This is a genomic window from Proteiniphilum sp. LBM24028, from assembly GCF_056629195.1.
In genome coordinates this window covers 225,543-245,859 of record NZ_CM152817.1, presented here as the reverse complement: position 1 = coordinate 245,859, position 20,317 = coordinate 225,543, and the positions used below count along the sequence as shown (strand labels likewise).

General features: G+C 45.3%; 13 protein-coding genes. 7 read left to right on the top strand and 6 right to left on the bottom strand.

Annotated elements, in window-relative coordinates:
• Positions 1 to 115 precede the first annotated feature (115 nt).
• Positions 116 to 2,206: an HD family phosphohydrolase gene (locus AC1HCU_RS00925; RefSeq protein ID WP_480367940.1), complete on the top strand. Its 2,091-nt coding sequence runs from the start codon at positions 116 to 118 to the stop codon at positions 2,204 to 2,206.
• Here AC1HCU_RS00925 and guaA read toward each other — a convergent pair.
• Positions 2,187 to 3,707, bottom strand: coding sequence for a glutamine-hydrolyzing GMP synthase (guaA, locus tag AC1HCU_RS00920; RefSeq protein ID WP_480367937.1), 1,521 nt, complete (start codon positions 3,705 to 3,707; stop codon positions 2,187 to 2,189). The two genes, AC1HCU_RS00925 and guaA, sit on opposite strands and share 20 nt — an antisense overlap.
• A gap of 298 nt (positions 3,708 to 4,005) precedes the next feature.
• On the opposite strand from guaA, the gene AC1HCU_RS00915 reads away from it, so the two are divergent.
• From AC1HCU_RS00915 to AC1HCU_RS00890, 6 genes are all read left to right on the top strand, one after another.
• The gene (locus tag AC1HCU_RS00915; protein ID WP_480367935.1) at positions 4,006 to 5,418 is read left to right on the top strand and encodes a tetratricopeptide repeat protein; all 1,413 of its coding nucleotides are present in this window, start codon (positions 4,006 to 4,008) and stop codon (positions 5,416 to 5,418) included.
• A gap of 15 nt (positions 5,419 to 5,433) precedes the next feature.
• Positions 5,434 to 5,922, top strand: a complete 489-nt coding sequence (locus AC1HCU_RS00910; protein ID WP_480367932.1) for an NfeD family protein — start codon at positions 5,434 to 5,436, stop codon at positions 5,920 to 5,922.
• Between the two features lie 39 nt (positions 5,923 to 5,961).
• On the top strand, positions 5,962 to 6,948 hold the full coding sequence (floA, locus tag AC1HCU_RS00905; RefSeq protein ID WP_480367929.1) for a flotillin-like protein FloA: 987 nt from the start codon (positions 5,962 to 5,964) through the stop codon (positions 6,946 to 6,948).
• Between the two features lie 32 nt (positions 6,949 to 6,980).
• Positions 6,981 to 7,847 carry a nucleoside phosphorylase gene (locus AC1HCU_RS00900; protein WP_480367926.1) on the top strand — a complete coding sequence of 289 codons (867 nt, stop codon included), beginning with the start codon at positions 6,981 to 6,983 and terminating at the stop codon, positions 7,845 to 7,847.
• 14 nt (positions 7,848 to 7,861) lie between these two features.
• Positions 7,862 to 8,353, top strand: coding sequence for an energy transducer TonB (locus AC1HCU_RS00895; protein WP_480367923.1), 492 nt, complete (start codon positions 7,862 to 7,864; stop codon positions 8,351 to 8,353).
• Between the two features lie 104 nt (positions 8,354 to 8,457).
• Positions 8,458 to 11,262 carry a M16 family metallopeptidase gene (locus AC1HCU_RS00890; protein WP_480367920.1) on the top strand — a complete coding sequence of 935 codons (2,805 nt, stop codon included), beginning with the start codon at positions 8,458 to 8,460 and terminating at the stop codon, positions 11,260 to 11,262.
• Positions 11,263 to 11,402: 140 nt separating this feature from the next.
• Here AC1HCU_RS00890 and AC1HCU_RS00885 read toward each other — a convergent pair whose 3' ends face one another.
• The 5 genes from AC1HCU_RS00885 to AC1HCU_RS00865 all read right to left on the bottom strand — a co-directional run bounded on the left by AC1HCU_RS00885 (position 11,403) and on the right by AC1HCU_RS00865 (position 20,255).
• A complete protein-coding gene (locus AC1HCU_RS00885; RefSeq protein ID WP_480367917.1) occupies positions 11,403 to 12,887 on the bottom strand; it encodes a RagB/SusD family nutrient uptake outer membrane protein in 1,485 nt (494 codons plus the stop codon).
• 21 nt (positions 12,888 to 12,908) lie between these two features.
• A complete protein-coding gene (locus AC1HCU_RS00880; RefSeq protein WP_480367915.1) occupies positions 12,909 to 15,968 on the bottom strand; it encodes a SusC/RagA family TonB-linked outer membrane protein in 3,060 nt (1,019 codons plus the stop codon).
• Positions 15,969 to 15,985: 17 nt separating this feature from the next.
• The gene (locus tag AC1HCU_RS00875; protein WP_480367912.1) at positions 15,986 to 17,716 is read right to left on the bottom strand and encodes a hypothetical protein; all 1,731 of its coding nucleotides are present in this window, start codon (positions 17,714 to 17,716) and stop codon (positions 15,986 to 15,988) included.
• A gap of 225 nt (positions 17,717 to 17,941) precedes the next feature.
• Positions 17,942 to 19,207: an MFS transporter gene (locus AC1HCU_RS00870; protein ID WP_480367911.1), complete on the bottom strand. Its 1,266-nt coding sequence runs from the start codon at positions 19,205 to 19,207 to the stop codon at positions 17,942 to 17,944.
• A gap of 4 nt (positions 19,208 to 19,211) precedes the next feature.
• The gene (locus tag AC1HCU_RS00865) at positions 19,212 to 20,255 is read right to left on the bottom strand and encodes a glycoside hydrolase family 130 protein (RefSeq protein ID WP_480367909.1); all 1,044 of its coding nucleotides are present in this window, start codon (positions 20,253 to 20,255) and stop codon (positions 19,212 to 19,214) included.
• Between the last annotated feature and the right edge of the window lie 62 nt (positions 20,256 to 20,317).

Below are 20,317 nucleotides of genomic sequence, written 5' to 3'. Positions count from 1 at the left end.
AATATAAACCGGTAATTGTCGGACCAAAAATTAAGCCCTGCCGTTTTCCGCGAAAAAAAATAATAAATAATTCCGATTGTTGTACAAACAACCTACAAAGTTAATTTCCAGGAGTATGAATGCAACACATGTTACATCGAAAAGAAAAAAAACCCGGATAAGGACAAAGGTATTTGTACCCCTTGTTTTTATTACTGCCATACTTTTTGTCACCTATTTTTTTCCGCGTCAGGGAAGTTTCAAATACTCCTTCAACGAGGGCAGGCCCTGGCAATATGGCCTTCTAACAGCGTCTTTTGATTTTCCCATATACAAGCCCGCAGATCAGCTGAAAGCGGAACAAGACAGTATCCTGGAATACTATGAACCTTATTTTGAGATAGATGAAGAGGTACAAAAAAATGCACTTGCCGACTTTGACGCCGATGTAAACCTGAACGAGAAGCTCTCCGGATTACAACCGGAATACAAATTATACATACGAGAGAAGCTGCAATCGTTATACGCAAAAGGAATCATGCGTTCAGCGGACTATGACAGAATACTGGACTCCGCCACAGGCTCCTTGCGAATAAAAAAGGGGAATGTTGCCGAATCACGCAATATTGAAACTTTTTTTACAATCCGTTCCGCATACGAAAAAATATTAAATGACGTCCCCTCCAATATTGAAGCTTCAATCATACAGTCTGCTGATATCAACAATTATATCCACGAAAATGTGATTTATGATGCCCAAACCTCGGAGAAAGCACAGGATGAATTTATTCAGCAGATCGACATCAGCCGGGGAATGGTACAACAGGGTCAGCGTATCATTGACCAGGGTGAAATTGTGGATGCGAAGACCTTTAATATTCTCTCTTCACTGAAACGTGTCACTGAAGAGCGGAGTGGCGGTTCCTCCAGAAACAGCCGGATCATCTTCGGTCAGTTTCTGCTGGTCATGCTGATGTTTTGTTCTTTTTATCTTTATCTTCTTTACTTCAGGCCTGCCGAGTACCGGAACCGGAAGCATGTAATCTTCATGGTGTTGCTGATCGTCCTTTTTTTACTGCTTACGGCTATCACCGTCAGATTCGATCTTTTCAGTGTCTATATTATCCCGTATGCCATCGTCACTATCCTTATCCGCACCTTCATCGATTCCAGAACTGCCCTGTTTGCAAGTCTTATCACTATCATACTGAGTTCGCTCATGGTTCCCTTCCCTTTTGAGTTCATTGTGATTCAGATATCGGTAGCCATGGTCTCCATATTCATGCTGAAAGAATTGTCGGAACGATCTCAGCTGATACGAAGCTCTTTCTTTATTCTGCTTACTTACATCCTGGTCTATCTGGGTCTGATCATGCATCAGGAAGGAAGTCTGAAAGAGGGTGACTGGCTGATGCTGGTTTATTTCCTGATTAACTTCATCTTCATTATGTTCTCCTACTCGTTGGTCTATCTTGTGGAAAAATCGTTCGGTTTTATTTCCGGTGTGACCCTGGTGGAACTTTCCAACATCAACAAACCGTTGTTGAAAGAACTCTCGGAGAAAGCGCCCGGCACTTTTCAACACTCATTGCAGGTTTCCAACCTGGGAATGGCAGCAGCGGCTAAAATCGGTGCCAATGCCTCGCTGATCAGAACAGGAGCTTTGTATCATGATGTAGGCAAGATGACGAATCCTGCTTTTTTCACAGAGAATCAGGCTCCCGGGATGAATCCGCATGCGGGCCTTCCTTTCGAAGAAAGTGCACGCATCATCATCAGCCATGTGAAAGACGGGGTAAAGATTGCACAAAAACACAATGTCCCGCAACAGATCGTTGATTTCATTGAAACGCACCACGGAACCAGTGTACCCAAGTATTTCTATATATCATGGAAAAATGCCAATCCCGGAAAGGAGATCAATGAGGCCGACTTCCATTATCCGGGACCGAATCCTTTCTCAAAGGAGACAGCCATTATGATGATGGCCGACGCCGTGGAAGCATCCTCGAGAAGCTTACCGGAATACACCGAGTTGTCTCTGCGCAACCTTGTGGATAAAATTATTGATACACAGCTAAACGAAGGCTATTTCAAACTGGCACCCATTACCTTCCGTGATATCCAAACCGTGAAAGATGTTTTTGTAGATAAGTTGAAGACGATTTACCATTCGCGCATCGCCTATCCCGAGTTAAAGCAGCCGGTTACTCCCACTCAATCGTAGCAGGTGGTTTCGATGAGATATCGTAAACCACACGGTTTACTCCTTTTACCTTATTAATAATCTCGTTCGACACCTTCGCCAGAAATTCATAGGGAAGATGAGCCCAGTCGGCTGTCATAGCGTCGGTAGAGGTTACTGACCGCAAAGCGATCGTGTTTTCATAGGTACGTTCATCACCCATCACACCCACAGACTGTACCGGCAACAGGATGGCTCCCGCCTGCCAGACCTTGTCGTAAAGCCCTGCAGCGCGAAGACCGGAAATAAATATATCATCCGCTTCCTGCACGATACGCACCTTCTCGGGAGTGATGCTCCCCAGTATACGTATTCCCAGGCCGGGTCCGGGAAAAGGATGACGGTGAATAAGGCTTTCCTGCATACCAAGCTCAAGGCCTATTTTTCGTACTTCGTCCTTGAAGAGGAGGCGGAGCGGCTCACAAAGTTTCAGGTGCATCTTTTCAGGTAGCCCGCCCACATTGTGATGGCTTTTAATAGTTACCCCCGTAATTGATAGCGATTCAATGATGTCGGGGTAAATGGTCCCCTGCGCGAGCCATTTGATATCCTGAAGCTTGTGCGCCTCACGCTCAAATATATCGATAAATCCTTTTCCAATGATTTTGCGTTTTCTCTCCGGATCGGTCACTCCCTCCAGCTCATTGTAGAAATGCTGTTTCGCATCCACACCAATCACGTTCAGTCCCAAATGGGCATAATTATCGAGCACTGTTTCGAATTCGTTTTTCCGTAACAACCCGTGATCCACAAATATGCAGGTAAGATTCTTACCGATTGCCTTATTTAGCAGTACTGCCGTCACAGAGGAATCTACTCCTCCCGACAGTGCCAGGATCACTTTATCATTCCCCAACTGTGTTTTCAGGTCATCAACGGTGGCCGCAATGAAGGATGCGGGAGTCCAGTCCTTTTTCACACCGCATATCGTCAGAAAATTATCCAATATCCTTATGCCCTGTTCGGTATGAAATACCTCCGGATGAAATTGCAGTCCCCATGTCTCTTCGCTGTCTATTTTATAGGCTGCCAGAATAACATCTTCAGTGGAAGCAATTAACCTGAAATGATCGGGGACTTGTACAATTGTATCGCCATGCGACATCCATACCTGACTGTTCGTAGGCAGGCCACCCAAAAGAGGGTCGTTGCACTCTACCACCCGCAGATGTGCACGGCCATACTCCCGGGAATTGGTTTTCCCTACTTCTCCACCGTCAGTGTACGCCATTAACTGGGCACCATAACAGATGCCGAGAACGGGATATTTACCACGTATACTGCTTAAGTCGGTCTTAAATGCATGATCGTCGTTCACGGAGAAGGGACTTCCGGAAAGAATTACTCCTTTTACCGATTCATCGCCAAAAGGGAATTTATTATATGGTACAATTTCGCAGTAAGTATTTAAATCTCTCACTCGCCTGCCTATAAGCTGTGTTGTTTGCGAACCAAAATCGAGGATTATAATTTTTTCGTGCATAAGATTGAATTATGAAGGAAATATTTTAGCGACTGCAAAGATACGAAAAGTATGAAATGAGCACTATAATCATTGTCACAAAAGAACATGATTAACGCGAGTGTTCCATACACCATATAAAAAAATGTATCATATAAAAATATTGGAAAAGCTCTTCCTGAGAATTTTAGCGACTAACTTAAAATCGAATTGTTACTGACATACGCAAACAGATAATGAAGAAATTATCTGTTTGAATGAAACAATTCATTATTTTTATCTGTATTTTTCATATCTTTGAATTCAGAAGACAATGCGAATGAAGAAAATATGTATCTTTTTCATACTGCTGTTCAGTATATTCTCTACTGCGATACAGTCACAAACACTGGAGGATGCCAAAAGCTGGTATCTGGAGGGGCGATTTGCAGAATCACTGCCTGTTTTTCAAACAGAATACCGCAACAATCCCGGCAATGCATCCATCAATCAGTGGCTTGGTGTGAGTCTGTATGAGACCGGAAGGATAAACGAAGCGGAGAAGTACCTTCAATTTGCGGCAGAGAAAAAAATCCCGGAAGCCTATATTTACCTCGGCGAACTATACACAAAGATGTATCGGTTTGAAGAGGCCGAGGCGGAGTTTGCTAAATATCAACGGGCAAACCGCAGAAATGAAGAAGCGCTGAGCAGGCTGACTACACGTCGTGAATATGCCGCGAAGCTGCAAAGGCTGGTTAACCGAACCGAAGATATTCAGATTATCGACAGTCTGGTATTACCAAAGTCCAATTTCCTCCTGGCGTACAACCTGGGTAAATCATCCGGATCCCTGCTGAGTCTGAGTGATTTCTTCAAGACTCTTCAACCAAGCGATAAATCGCTCTACATGAACGGGAAACAGGACAAAATATTTTATTCCAGGAGTGATGATAATAGCGGCATCGATTTGTTTACAATGGATAAGCTAATCGACGCATTCGGAAATGAAAAGAAACTCCCTCAAACAATCAACGGAGAAGGTGATCAGGCCTATCCGTTTGTGATGAGTGACGGACTGACTATATACTTTGCCTCAACAGGGCACGAATCTCTTGGTGGATATGATCTCTTTGTAACCCGTTACAATCTTTCTACCGACAGCTACCTCGCTCCAAATCAGTTAAATATGCCGTTCAATTCACCTTTCAACGACTATCTGATGGTTGTTGACGAAGAGAAGGGGCTCGGATGGTTCGCCTCAGATCGTTTTCAGTCGGCAGACTCGGTTTGTGTCTATACGTTCATCCCGAATCCGCAGGTGATTTTGCTTGAGAGTGATCAGCCCCATATCAATAACAGAGCCAGGATCACCTCCATTGCTGAAACCTGGAAGCCGGGTACAGACTATGTTACACTTCGGGAGACCGCGAAACAAAAGACAGACTTCCGGCAGGAAGAAAAGAGTGATTTTCTGTTTGTGATCAACGATAGTACCGACTATCATACACTTTCCGATTTCAGGAGTAACAATGCCCGTTCCATCTTCTCTCAGGCACTCGGTCTGGAAGAACAACTACAGAGACTAACTGACGACCTTACCGCCAAAAGAGAACTGTATGCAAACGGAAACAATAACGAATCGCTCCGCACCTCCATCCTCGGCACGGAGCAGGAAACCGATATACTTTTCGGGGAAATTCAGCGCCTGAGAAGAGAAGCCAGAAATGAAGAATTACGTGCCCGGAAATAACTAAACCAACAGGATATGACACTTGACCTTATCATTGTAATTGCACTTCTTGTATTGGGCGTACTGTTTATGCTCGTAGAGATCTTCCTGTTACCCGGCATCAGCATTGCCGGTATTGCCGGAGCAATTTTTCTCACAGGAGGTATTGCATACGCATACCTCTTTATGGGAGCTACAGCCGGAAATATCTCTCTTGCAGCTTCAGCGGCTACACTGGGCATCACCTTTGTCTGGTTGCTTCGATCAAAGTCGTTGCGAAAGATATCACTCAATACCAACATTGAGAGTACCGTAGACAATACCAGTCTGCGAAAAATGGCTGTCGGGGATACAGGCATCGCAGTTTCCCGATTAAATCCCATCGGAAAGGTGATGGTCAACGGAGTCGTGGCCGAAGGGAAATCGGTGGATGGTGAATTTATCGACGAGGATACCGGCATTGAAGTTGTAAAGATAGAAACATACAATGTACTGGTAAAGAGAAAAATAAATATAAATACTTGAATTATTTGTGCTTTTATATAACACCAAAAACAAATCATTATGGCTTTATCATTACCACTGATTATTACCGTTGCTGTAATTATCATTTTCTTGCTGATTTTTTTCCATTACGTCCCTTTCTTCCTATGGATTAATGCGCTCTCGGCAGGTGTAAGTATTTCCCTCGTACAGTTATTTTTAATGCGTTTACGCCGCGTGCCGCCACATACCATCGTATACGCGATGATTGAAGCCCATAAGGCGGGATTGAAAGAAGTTTCACGAGATAATCTGGAGGCACACTATCTTGCGGGGGGGCACGTGGAGAAAGTAGTTCATGCCCTGGTATCTGCATCAAAAGCCAACATCGACCTTACTTTTCAAATGGCCACAGCCATTGACCTCGCAGGCCGTGATGTGCTCGAAGCAGTCCGTATGTCGGTAAATCCCAAGGTGATCGACACTCCTCCTGTTTCAGCCGTAGCCATCGACGGCATCCAGCTTATTGCCAAAGCCCGTGTGACGGTACGTGCCAACATCAAACAACTGGTTGGAGGTGCCGGCGAAGAGACCATCCTGGCCCGTGTAGGTGAAGGCATTGTCTCCTCTATAGGTTCGGCTGTATCCCATAAGTCGGTGCTCGAGAATCCCGACTCTATCTCTAAGCTCGTACTCAAGAAAGGTCTTGATGCAGGAACAGCCTTTGAGATACTCTCCATTGATATCGCCGACATTGATATAGGCAAAAACATCGGTGCGGTATTACAGATGGATCAGGCACAAGCAGACAAAAACATTGCCCAGGCGCGTGCCGAAGAACGTCGCGCCATGGCCATAGCGCTTGAGCAGGAAATGAAGGCCAAGGCTCAGGAAGCCCGTGCCAAGGTGATAGAGGCGGAAGCTGAGGTACCCATAGCCATGGCGGAAGCATTTCGTAGCGGCAACCTGGGTATTATGGATTATTACCGCATGGAAAATATCAAAGCCGACACCGACATGAGGGATTCCATTGCCAAGCCCCAAACAGGAGGAGGAAATAAAAAATAACTCTGAAACGATATTTTTAGACTATACTGATTATGAGAATTATACCAGAATCGGAGTTGATTATCAATTCTGATGGAAGTGCTTTTCATCTCCACATTAAACCGGAACAACTCGCAGACAAAATTGTAATGATGGGCGATCCTGACCGGGTGACGATGACTGCTTCCTATTTCGATACAATTGAGTGTGACATGCAAAGCCGTGAATTTCATACCGTCACCGGCATATATAAGGGAAAACGGGTCACCGCGCTCTCTCACGGTATCGGCACGGACAACATCGATATAGTATTGACCGAACTGGATGCATTGGCCAACATCGATTTCAATACACGCATGGTAAAGGATGAATTCCGACAGCTCACCATGGTTCGGGTGGGTACCTCGGGAGGCATGCAGCCGCACTGTCCGGTAGGTTCCTATGTCGTTTCCGAGAAATCAGTCGGCTTTGACGGATTGATCCACTATTATGCCGACTCAAGAAATATCTGTGAAGAGGATTTTGAAGTGGCTTTTCAGAAACATGTGAACTGGTCTCCCTTTCACTGTTCCCCTTATGTGGTCAGCGCCGATGAGGAACTTGTCGACCGCATCGGCTATGATATGATCCGGGGCGTTACCATCTCGGCCATCGGATTCTACGGACCCCAGGGACGGCATGTACGCATGCCGCTGGCCGATCCGGATCTGAATGCAAAAATTGAATCTTTCCGGTTTGGAAATTACGCAATCACAAACTACGAGATGGAGAGTTCCGCTATCGCCGGATTGGGAAAACTGATGGGTCATAAAGCGATGACAGTTTGCACCATCATTGCCAACCGTGTTGCCTTGGAGTCAAACACGGACTACAAGGGTTCCATAGAAGACCTGCTTCGGATAGTTCTGGATAGGATTTAAAAAGCGACAGAGTCATGTCAATTAGAAAAGCATTTTTTCTCGTGTTCGGGTTGATGTTGCTTCAGATAACGACCGCACTACACGCGCAATGGGAAAAGCAGCCCGAGTTTCCAGGGGGCAGTGATGCGATGATATCGTTCATAAATTCGATTTTTCGTTATCCCTCCGAAGCGGTTGACAAAAAAGTGCAAGGGCGAGTAATAACAAATTTTGTTATAGAGAAAGACGGCTCCGTTACAGAAGTAAAATTAGTAAGGGGCGTAGATTCGTTACTCGACAATGAAGCTATACGTATCTTGGGTTTAATGCCCAAGTGGAAACCAGCCGAACAGTGGAGATCTTCTGAACAGGCCAGCTCGATCGTACGAGTAAGATTCACTTTACCTATCCTTTTTAAACTTGATGATGAAGGAAATGCATTGTCTTACAAGGACGGATTGAAGAAGGCAGAAGAAGAAAGAAAACAAGAGCGGGAACGGCGAGCAAAAAAACGTTTGTTCGAATAACCGCTGTTAATTTTAAAATCGTATGAAACGAGTATGTACAACATCGTACCCGGGATAATGATTAAAAGCGAGTTTCACACACCACAATAAAAAGAAAAAATCTTATGAAAAAACTTCTTTTATTCCTGTTGTTAGCGAGCAGCGTAGCGGCCTTTGCTCAACAGAACCAAACCCTCCCCGTAGACCCCAACGTGAGAATGGGTAAATTGGAGAACGGACTCACCTATTACATTCGTAACAACGGACTTCCCGAAAACAGAGCCGATTTTTACATCGCCCAGAAGGTGGGTTCCATGCAGGAAGAAGACAATCAGGCCGGGTTGGCCCACTTCCTTGAACACATGGCCTTTAACGGCACCAAAAATTTCCCCGGCAAGAGCATGCTCAACTATCTGCAGGACAATGGTATTAAATTTGGCACCAATATCAATGCCTATACCTCCTTCGACGAAACCGTCTATTATATAAATAACATCCCCACTACCAACCAGCAGCTGATGGACTCAGCCCTGCTGGTATTGCATGACTGGTCCAACGCCATTGCCCTGGAAGAAGAGGAGCTGGAGAATGAGCGGGGTGTAATTCGCGAAGAGTGGCGCACACGTGGTGGGGCACAGCAACGTTTATGGGATCAGCTTCTTCCCAAGATGTATCCAGGCAGCAAGTATGCCAAGCGGATGCCCATTGGCAACATAGACGTGATCAACAATTTCAAGCCGGACGAGATCAGGGCTTATTACCACAAGTGGTATCGCCCCGACATGCAGGGGATCATCGTGGTGGGAAATGTAAATGTGGATGAGATGGAGCAAAAGATAAAAGCACTGTTCTCCCCCATCACACTCGATGCAGAAAGGGCCACACGGGAATACTTCCCTGTTCCCGACAACAAGGAACCCATTGTTGCGGTAGCTACCGATACCGAAGCACGGAACACGAGCATCATGCTGTTTTACAAGCACGATCCAATGCCGGAGGAGCTTAAAAACACACAGGCCGGTTATCTGACGCAATATATTTTGAGTGCGGCCTCCTCGATGATGAACCAGCGATTTTCCGAAATAATACAAAAACCGGATGCGCCGTTCACGTCCGCCTATGCTTACGATGGCGACTACTTCGTGGCCAAGACAAAAGATGCATGGACAGTAGTTGCCGGAAGTGCGGAGGAGAAGATCAAGGAGGCCCTGGCAGCCATGGTCCGCGAAACGGAACGGGTGAAACGATATGGCTTTACCCCTTCCGAGTACGAAATTGCCCGTACAAATATCCTGAAAAGTTACGAAAATGCATACAACAACCGGGATAAACAACGAAATTCCGCTTATTCCCAGGAATATGTGCGTGCCTTCACCGACGGGGAACCTATTCCCGGCATCGATTTTGAATATCGGTTCATGCAGTCCATGACACCCAACATACCGGTGGAAGCGATCAACCAAACAATTAAGCAGCTCATCGGCGACGAAAACATCGTAATTTCTGTGACAGGCCCCAAGAAAGATGATCTGGTCTACCCTGCCGAAGAAGAGTTGCTGGCTGTACTGGATGCGGTAAAGGCCGAAACCATTGAACCCTATGCCGAGCAGGTGATTGATGAACCGCTCGTGGCTTCACCACCTGTACCGGGTAAAATCACAAAAGAGGAAAAAGATGCGGCAATGGATGCCACTGTCTGGACATTACAAAACGGCATGAAAGTGATCCTGAAGAATACTGATTTCAAGGATGACGAGATCAGGATGACGGGATCAAGCGTGGGTGGCTACTCGCAATACGCCATTCAGGACCCGGTCAACAGCAAGCTGATGAGTGCGGTGATGAGACTGGGTGGTGTAGGCAACTTCAGCGCGACAGACCTGCCCAAGGTGCTTGCCGGAAAAACAGCATCGGCCAGTCCAAGCATCGGCCTCATCACGCAAAGCTTCAACGGCTCCTCCTCGATCAGGGATTTTGAGACCATGCTGCAGCTGGTATATCTCTACTTCACTGCTCCCCGCAAAGACAACGACGCCTTCCAGTCGTACCTGCAACGGATGGAGACCCAGCTCAAGAATCAGGAAGCTGAACCAATGGTGGCCTTCAGCGATTCGATCACCGCTGCGCTGTATGGCGATAATCCGCTGGCCGTAAGGATCAGGGTAGCCGACCTAAAGCAACTCGATTACGACCGTATCATGGAGATGTACAAACAACAATTCAGCAATCCCGGTAGTTTTGTATTTACCTTTGTCGGCAATATCGACGAGGAGAAAGTACGTCCGGTGGTGGAACAATATCTTGCATCTTTGCCAGGTCAGGCTGTAAAAGGGGAATTCATCCGGGTACCGATGAATTTCAAAGAAGGAGAAACGAATAATATTTTCAAGCGTGAAATGCAAAATCCCAAAGCCTCCGTGTTCAACACATTCACCGGCAAAGTGGAACGCAATATGAAGAATCAGATACTGATGAGTATGTTCGACCAGATCCTGGACATTGTATACACCGAAAAGGTACGCGAGGAAGAGGGCGGCACCTACGGAGTATCCTCTGCCGGCGCCATTTCCCGTTATCCGGAAGGACAAACCATCCTACAGATCATGTTCGACACAGACCCTGAGAAGATGGCACACCTCAACGAGATCATCCACAACGTATTGAAAGACATTGCGACCAACGGACCTCGCGAAACGGACTTCACGAAGGTGAAAGAATATATGAATAAGAGCTACAACGAAAGCCTGAAAGAAAACGGTTACTGGCTGAATGTGCTTGACACCCGTTATTTCTATGGGGAGGATACCTACACCAACTACATTGAGACAGTAAATGCAGTCACTCCTGGAGAGATTAGGGAGTTTGCTGCAAATCTGATAAATCAGGGGAACAAGAAAACGATTGTAATGATGCCTGAATTGGCCAAATAAAAGAAGCTTACACTTTTTTCAATCTATAAAAGAGAGGGATTCTCATCACAAATGTGGTGTTACCCTCTCTTTTTCATGTAGATATGAAAACAACTTCAAGCAGTAAGCTTCCTTAAGTTAATTATTATCGAGAAACTCTCTTAATACCCTTCATTCTGAACGATACTTCCCCCGGATTTGTCTATTTCCCGTTGAGGAATAGGATACAGGTTATGCACATTCTGAAACCCCTTGGCACCTAATACATCCTTTGCAATATTCCAGCGTTTGAGGTCGCGAAAACGGTGAGACTCAAATCCCAATTCAACTCTTCTTTCGTACACTAGCCAGTTTAAGACAACAGATGTATTTGCTTCATTGACATTTCTGTCGGGTAATGTCCCGGCTGGAGGCCAAGTTCCGTCAGCGGCCATCGAATTTCTGGCTCTCTGGCGAATCCGGTTGATGATGCCGATGGCATCTTGTAATTTTCCGGTTTTAAGCAACGCTTCCGATTTCCACAAGAGAACATCGGCATAACGAATATAAATTTTATTGCTTGGCGCATCATCGTCACCTTTAAATTCCCCGTCTAGCGTTCCCAGAATTTTATTTATGTTCCTTGATTCAACATCTACAGTATAGAGCAACCGTGGATCATTATCCTCAAAGGCAGCGATGAACGATGCCTCTGGAGCCACGAACCCCCAACCCAGCAGGGCACATAGACCATTCCCTTTTCTTGGAGTCTGGGCCGATTCATGATGATAGCAAAAGATCACTTCCTGTTCCTGAAATTGCTTATTCACATCAAAGCTATCGAAGTAATTATTGTTCAAGTTATAATACCCGCTATTTTCAAGTTCCTCTACAAACGTGATAACTTCCTGCCATCTTTCGTTAAACAACGCTACTTTCGCCTGAAGGGCTATTACTGCTCCTTTTGACACACGCCATTTTTCCTGTTGATGAGAGTACCTGGCATCGGGCAGCAAGCCTTTGGCATCGCTTAAATCCTTATCAATCTGCGTCCAGACCTCCTCGGCTGTTGCTCTTACAGCAACTTCATAAGCTTCATTAAAAGATGTCAACGGCTTCAACAGCAAGGGAACTCCTCCGAAATTCGTTACCAGATCAAAATAGTAAAATGCCCGTAAAAAGTATGCTTCTCCTAAAAGCCTGTTCTGTTCCGTTTTATTGAAATTAAGCTTAGCCATCATCTCTTCATTGGTTAAATAGTCGATGGCGGTATTTACTCTGGAAACTCCTTCGTAATTGTATGCCCACTGTCCGTTGAATCCACCATTTGAAGCGATAAAGCTAAAATTATTAAACTCGTCCATCCAGGCCTGGTCTCCATCGGGGTTCCATTTCTTCTGCACATCGTCGGAGGCGATGTCCTGAAGGATAAAATCGCCTCGGGTAACCGTTCCGTCGTTCCATCCCCATTCTCCGATAATGTTCAACGTGCTCGAAAGCAGTTGATAAGACGAACTTACCGCATATTGTACAGTGGTAGTTGTGGGCTGCATATCCACCTGGTCGGGTGTCAGTAGACCTATCGGGTCTTTCGACAGATAATTCTCGCACCCCGACAAAAAGGACATCCCGATGATCAGTAAAGACAGATTTTTATAATATTTCATTATTCAAAAGATTTAAGTTGTTTAAAAAGAAAGATTTATTCCGCCAATAAAAGACTTCGACTGCGGATAAGTCCCCATATCGATCAAGTCCGTAGATTCCGGATCGAGTCCCGTATATCCGGTCAGTGTGAAAAGATTCTGGCCTGACACATAAATTCTTATATTCTGCAGACCGAGTTTTCGTATGTTTGTAAAAGAGTATCCGATTTCAATATTTTTCAACCTGAAATAAGAGGCATCCTCCACAAATATACTAGATATCCTGCTGCTTCCATTGTCGGTAAAACTCACGCGGGGAATTTTGTTGGTTGACCCCTCTCCGTCCCATGCATTCAAAATATTTGTGGTATAATTAAACGGACGCGTATCATAATCAATGATTTTCTTAGAATCGTTATACCTGTCCACGCTCCCCACACCCTGGAGAAGGATCGACATATCGAAATTCTTATACGAACCTGAAAGATTGAATCCATACAACAATCCCGGGTTAGGATCGCCGATGAAATCCCTGTCGTTGTCGTCAATTCTTCCGTCACCATTTCGATCTTTAAACCGGATATCGCCGGGCAGGGATGTTGGGTTCGTTGTACCATGCAGGTGGGTTTTGATTTCATCCGTATTCTGGTATACTCCTTCAAAAACATATCCGTAATAGGCATTAAGCGGCTGTCCGGGCTCCGTTCTTGTAACCGATCCGACCAGACTGGGAAGATTGGGATGCAGTTTTTCCACCCGGTTCTTTACGGTAGACAGGTTGGCATTTATATTATATTTAAATGCGCTTTCGGAATTACGCAACGTTATTCCAAATTCCCAACCACGGTTACTCACCTCTCCTGCATTCACGATGGTAGGCTGCACGTCGCCAACGATACTCGGAAGACTTATAGGTAACAGGATGTCAGTGGTATATTTCTGAAAATAATCTACGGTGAAATACAATCTGTTTCTAAAGATACCTGCATCGAGCCCTATATTATACTGTGTGGTGGTCTCCCACTTTAAATCGGGATTTCCATATCTGGAAATAAGATATTTGTCCCCATCTTTTTTGATTAACGTCAGATACGCGTAGTTTGCAATTTCCTGATTCCCCAACTGACCGATACTTGCCCTTACTTTCAGGTCGGAGAGCCAGTCCTGTTTTTTCAGAAACTGTTCTTCAGACAGTTTCCATCCTACTGACAAAGAAGGAAAATATCCCCACCGGTTTTTTTCCGCAAACCGCGAAGACGCATCTGCCCTGAAGTTTGCAGTGAGCATATACCTCATATCGTATACATACGTCAACGAAGTAAAATAAGACATCAGTGCCCATTCCGAACCACTGCCTCCGTTCCATAAATCCTGTTCGGTGCTTCCAAAATCAATATATCTGAACTTCTCGGTATCATATTCATATCTCCTTCTTGACGCATTGATTCCCGATCCGTAGTTGGTAATAAATTCACTTCCGGCCAAAGCATTGAAAGCATGCAGATCGAACATTTTGTCGTAACTCAACGTATTGTTCCAGGTAAAAGTCAGCTCTTCCCCCCTATACTCATTTAATCCGTTGGGCCTGTTCTGGCGCCCTAATCCGCGATCAATCTGAGTACCGCCGCCATCATCATCTCCGAAATTAGCAAAAAAAGCCTTCTCATGCCGAAAGTTCAAATCAATACCTGCATTGGTTCTGAAAGTCAGTTCTTTTTCAGGTAAGAAAGATATCTCTCCGAAGAGATTTCCGAATGTTTTGAAGTGGGAGCGGGTATCGTCGGTGAAATAGGCCAGCGCTACCGGGTTTTGAGTCCATTCATACTTGTCGCTTTCCCACCCTCCCGTATCTCTGTTATTATGCACATAAAAAGGTAAATCGGTAAAGGGGTTTCTTTCCGAATAAGTGGGGTCATCAGGCGACTTATAGACCGGAATAACCGGTGGACGCAAAAGTGCATGTCTTATAATCCCGGGAGCATCACCCTTAGACGATAGTTTATCCTGAACGGCATACGAAAGTTGCATGTTGGTTCCTATTTTTATTCTTTCCGTCAGATTGGCATTGATGTTCGTGCGAAAGTTAAACCGATTGTATTTATCATTATCATATACCACAATACCGTCCTGGCTAACATATCCCAGGGAGAGCAAGTATTGTAATTTCTCACTGCCTCCGCTTGCCGTCATCTGGATATTCTGTGTGTAGCCCGGTTCAAAAAGTTCATCCAACCAGTCGGTATTTGCAAAATCACTTCGTCCCTTGTCTGCGGTATAAGGGTTCGTTCCGGAGTAGCCGGCATTGTTCCATGCTTTTTCCACCACATTCATATACTGTTCGGTATTCAACATTTTAGGAAGATTTGAAGCCTGTTGTATACCGCTGTAAAAATTAATGTCGAAATTCGTTTTTCCAGCAGCTCCGCTTTTTGTAGTAATCACAATTACCCCGGCGGAAGCTCTCGAACCGTAAATGGCAGCGGCAGAAGCGTCTTTCAGCACAGTCATGGATTCAATATCGGACGGGTTGATAAATGCCAGTTCCCGGGTAGGTACCCCATCCACAATATAAAGCGGATTATTATTCCCGATAGTACCCTCTCCCCTGATCCGGATATTTATCTCATCACCGGGAGCACCTGTACTTTGAGTCACCTGAACACCTGCCACCTGTCCCTGAAGCGCCTGTCTCACATCTGCTACGCGGCGGCGTTCCATATCGTCCACACTCACAGGCGCCACCGCGCCGGTAAGAGTTGATTTTTTTTGCGCGGAGTATCCAACTACGACCAACTCATCCATCAGCTGCGTCTCGGGTTGAAGATTTACTTCCAGCACCGTTTGACCGGTTATCATAATCTCCTGGTTCGCATATCCCACGTATGAAATTCTCAGGGTATTATTTACCGGAACATTTAATTCGAAGTTCCCGTCTATATCGGTAACGGTTCCATTCCCCGTTTCAACAACAAGTACGGTAACCCCCATTAATCCTTCATGGGACAGTGCATCTTTCACGGAGCCCCTGATATTGACCGTTGTTTGGGCCTGCAATCCTAGAGCAGCACAAACCGCAATTACAAAAAATAATGCTTTCTTCATGTTTTACAAAAGTTAATTTATTTATACGATATGATTTTTTCACCAATCCAAAGCTTGTTATTCGCTTTTTCCATTTCCATGCCCGACGGCAACTCCACGATCACACAGGCTTGGTCGGCCGGTATCTCTATCTCCGCTTTGTTTTTGACCGATCTGCCCAAATAAGTTTTTGAGAGCACGTCAAAAAGGTCGACCCCCTCCGTCACCGGTATATATTCCACTCTCACGGATTGATTATAGGGATTGTATAACAAAAAAGTGGGATAAGTCCGGTCTGCATAAAAGTCTGTAATGTTACAGTCAAGTTTAAGTACTTTTTCAACATTGGTTTTTTCTATCATGGCTCCGAATATGCCTACGGGAGCCGTACTGTAAAGGCTGAACATCGACTCCCTAGGATTGTCTTTGTGCCATTTGGGTCCGTCTCCGATAGCCACGGGATGCACCCCCTCCAACCGTGGATTATCCATGTCGTCGGCATAACGCAGGCCTTCGTAAGCAATAACGGAACCCGTATATCCCTGCATTCCCGGCAGCCATTGATGCGCATCAGGTATTTTATCGGGGAAGAAAAGCCGCGACGCATTCACGTTATTCAGCATCCATTTACCTATGGCCCTCGCGAATTCAGGTTGATACTTCACCAGGGGAACAAGGGGCATGGCCATTTTTATGCTATTCATCAGAAACGCGTATCCGCCACCGTCGGTAATGCTCCCTTGCAGGCCGCTCACATCATATTCCCCCCATTTGTCCATTATAATGCCCCATCCGGTACGCCCGTTTTCACTTTTTGTACCCTCAAAAACCCAATCGAGCATCTTTGCCACATCATAATCCGTTCCCTCTTCGGCATTTAAGCGGGCAGCCGTGTAAGCTCCAATAGGCAGCAATATTTCGTAGAAACGACTTTCGGTCTGATTGTCCAACGCCTCAATGGCTGATTTTGCACGCTCCAGGTAGCGCTTATCCCCAAATAGCTTGTATGCCGCATACAGTACGTAACCATGTCCTCCGGCAGCATCCTGTTGCAGCGGGATCTGGTTTATCATGCCCTTCATTTGCGCATAATCGAAGTAAGAATAATCGTAATTCCCGTTTAATAACGAATCGGCTTTACAGAACTGTTCTGCAATCGTACGCTGTATGTTTTCGGCATTATCAACACCCGGAAAAACGTCACATACATTATAAAACAACACGTTTGGAAAGACATCATACCACCAGTCTCTCCCATAACCTCCACCCAGGAGAGCCACTTCAGGAGTCGTGTTGTTCATCATGATATTCCATCCGTTGTCCCTGTTAAAATAGTTCTGGATCATCTTCACAAAGTTATACCCGTTCTGATCGGTTTTGTCAATCCCTATCAATCCGGCGCCTAATATTGCCGCTAAGGAGTTGAGGCTTTCATGAAATTCGCCGTTGTTTACATCGGGGCCCTGACGCACGTCATGAACCGCAGTAAATAACCCGAATGTCTGTTGGGGCAAATTACGCTGGTTATTGTCGAGCCAGATCATCGGTCCCGCGGGCAGCTGGGAATCAAAATCAAAAACATATCCATCAAACTGCCGGGCCTTTTCTTTCCAATCCAGCAAGTCGTAAGGCTGCGGCATATTGGGCATAAGTTCTACCCTGTGAATGTCAACCTGAACAACAGGATCTCCATAATAAGGCTCAGCTGTATGGCATGACAAAAGGAAAGCAACATAACAGAACAAGAGAAAATTAAATATCGATTTCATACGATTAAAACTTTTATTTTCATTTTATTAGACTTTTTCTACGCTCAACATAGTCAAAACAAGTTTTGTCTTTGTATTCACTTATCAAAAAAGTTCAAACGTGTCATATGGAATATTCGCATTAAGCCAAATGAGCAGAGTCAAGCTTGCTTGAACTATGCCATAGCGGGTGAATATCTAACTTCAGTGAACTCGCTTTTAGTTATCGACATGGGTGTAATTGGTTTACATACTCGTTTCGCTGTACTTCGTATCGATATCGCTGATGATGTTTTTAGCCAGCGGCAACGATAATAATTGAACGGTTCCCACAATCACCAACGCGTACTTCAAGGCGAAATCTTCCGACACCCAATAAGCCAGAGATATAAACAACCCCATTCCGAAAGCGCGGCCAATAAATAATCCTATCTCGTGACTGAGGATATAGGCATATTCATTTCTGTTTTCAATCGCTTTTACGGCATCGATTGTTTTCATCATGGTTGGGAAATAGGCCAAGTCGTGCAAGGGTTGAAACAACACTTTGCACAGCACGAACACAATGACCCCAATGGCAGAAAAAAGGACGGCGTTAAACAACGTCCCCAGGAAAAAGACAAACAATCCAAGTCCGAAAATTGCCATCCGGTGCCTGGGCGCGGCAATCCGCCCCAATGTATAAACCAGGATTGCCGTAAGCAATCCGCCCACGCCTTGTATCAATCCCAAGGATCCTTCGTTGCCCACCAGACGCATCACCAATATGGCCGGCGCTGTTACCAAAAATCCCTGTACCATTCCTTTGAGCCCCGCGAGAGTCAATAGTTTCTGCCAAAGCAGGTGAAAACGGGTATAAAAAAACTTTTTCTGTACCGGGTTGTCGAAACGGCCTCTCGACAAAACCAATACGGCAGCTAATGCGACAAGTAAGCTGAACGCGGTAATAAACTGATAGCCGTTATTTACATCCAATATTTTTCCAAGAAAGACAAACCCGTCTACCGAAACCAGAAAAGCCCCTACAATCAACGGGACGGTAATGCTCCACAATGAGAAAAAGAAAGATTCCAGCCCGAAAAAGTAATTCCGGTTTTCATCGTTAGTTGAGTTTAACGTGAGCAGGTAACGGTTGGTCCAGAAGAAGCCGGTAGATGCACCCAGGATGAATCCGGACAACCCCAGCGCGATGATCCCTATGGAATTCACAAACATCATTGCCATTAATACAGCTGCCGACAACAAAATACCGAAAGCGTAAAGCGACGAGGAATTGAACCTCCTTAGCATTAACCCGTTAAGCACCGATGTAACCAACACCCCGAAGTACATACAAAGCTGGTAAATTGCCACATAAGCCGGACTACCCGTGTTACGCATGATATAAGCCCCCACGAAGATCTCGATAATGGGTAATATAAATGCATACAGCATATTTGTAACCAGGAGTGTTCTTATGTTCAGTGGTTGAGAACGAAAAAACAAGTATTCTCCCAATATGTTTTTTGACATATCGCTATTTTAATGAGTTTAGTACTTCCTGAATCGAAAACTCGGCTCCACAAATCACCTCGTCACTCGCCCCGTAGAATACTCTAATGGTATCGTCCTCTACATAATGGCCGTTTGTAAAGACGACGTTTCCGAAAAAACCGGTTTTCTCATAAGGTGCCATAGGTTCCATAATCGGCTCCATGCTCCTTGCCAGCACTTTCGACGGGTCATTCAAATCCAGCAGCAACGCCCCCAGACAATAACGGTGATCGGCATTTGCACCGTGATAAATCTCGAGCCATCCTTCCGGTGTTTTAATGGGTGCCCCTCCGGCTCCCACCCGTACCGAATCCCAGCTGTTCTCACGTGTAACGGCAATACACCTGTGGTTTCCCCAATGGAGCCTGTCGGGAGACTCGGCCAACCAGATGTAGTTCCCACCCAGCTCGGGACTGCTCGGACGATGCAGGGCATAATACTTTCCGTTTATCTTTTCTTCAAAAAAGGCACAGTCTTTGTTGTGCGGAGGAAAGATCATCCCTTTCCGGTCGTACGTCTTAAAATCGTTCGTGACAATCAGTCCAACGCCTACAGCCACCGGAGATACCATTGTATAGGTAAGAAAAAAACCATCTTCCATTGTAGCTACGCGGCAATCCTCAATGCCAAATGACTCCAGTGCACCCTCTCCGAATATGGGCGGATAAGCGGGGTCTTCACGGAAATGTATGCCGTCGTCACTCACAACCAGGCGCAAATAAGACAATGTGGTAAGATAATTTTGTCCCTTGTACTGTATCACCCGCGGATCTGAAGCATCCAACCGAGGGTCTTCCTTGTCAAAAACAAATATTTCTATTTTTCCATTTTCATTATATACGGGAAAACTTATTTTTCCTTCCGCCTGTTTTGGCCGCTCCGCCACACGCAACAAAAGCCAGGTTTTGCCGTTCATCCTGAATACCCCGGGATTGAGTAAACAGGTTATTTCCATTCCTTCTATTCCCGGTACCAGATCTGAAGGGCGTAATAAAGGGTTTTTGTTTAAACGTTTCGCAATGTCCATGATATATACATTTTTTTTAATTTTCAATCAAAATTAATTGTTACAATATAAAACGAAGTATC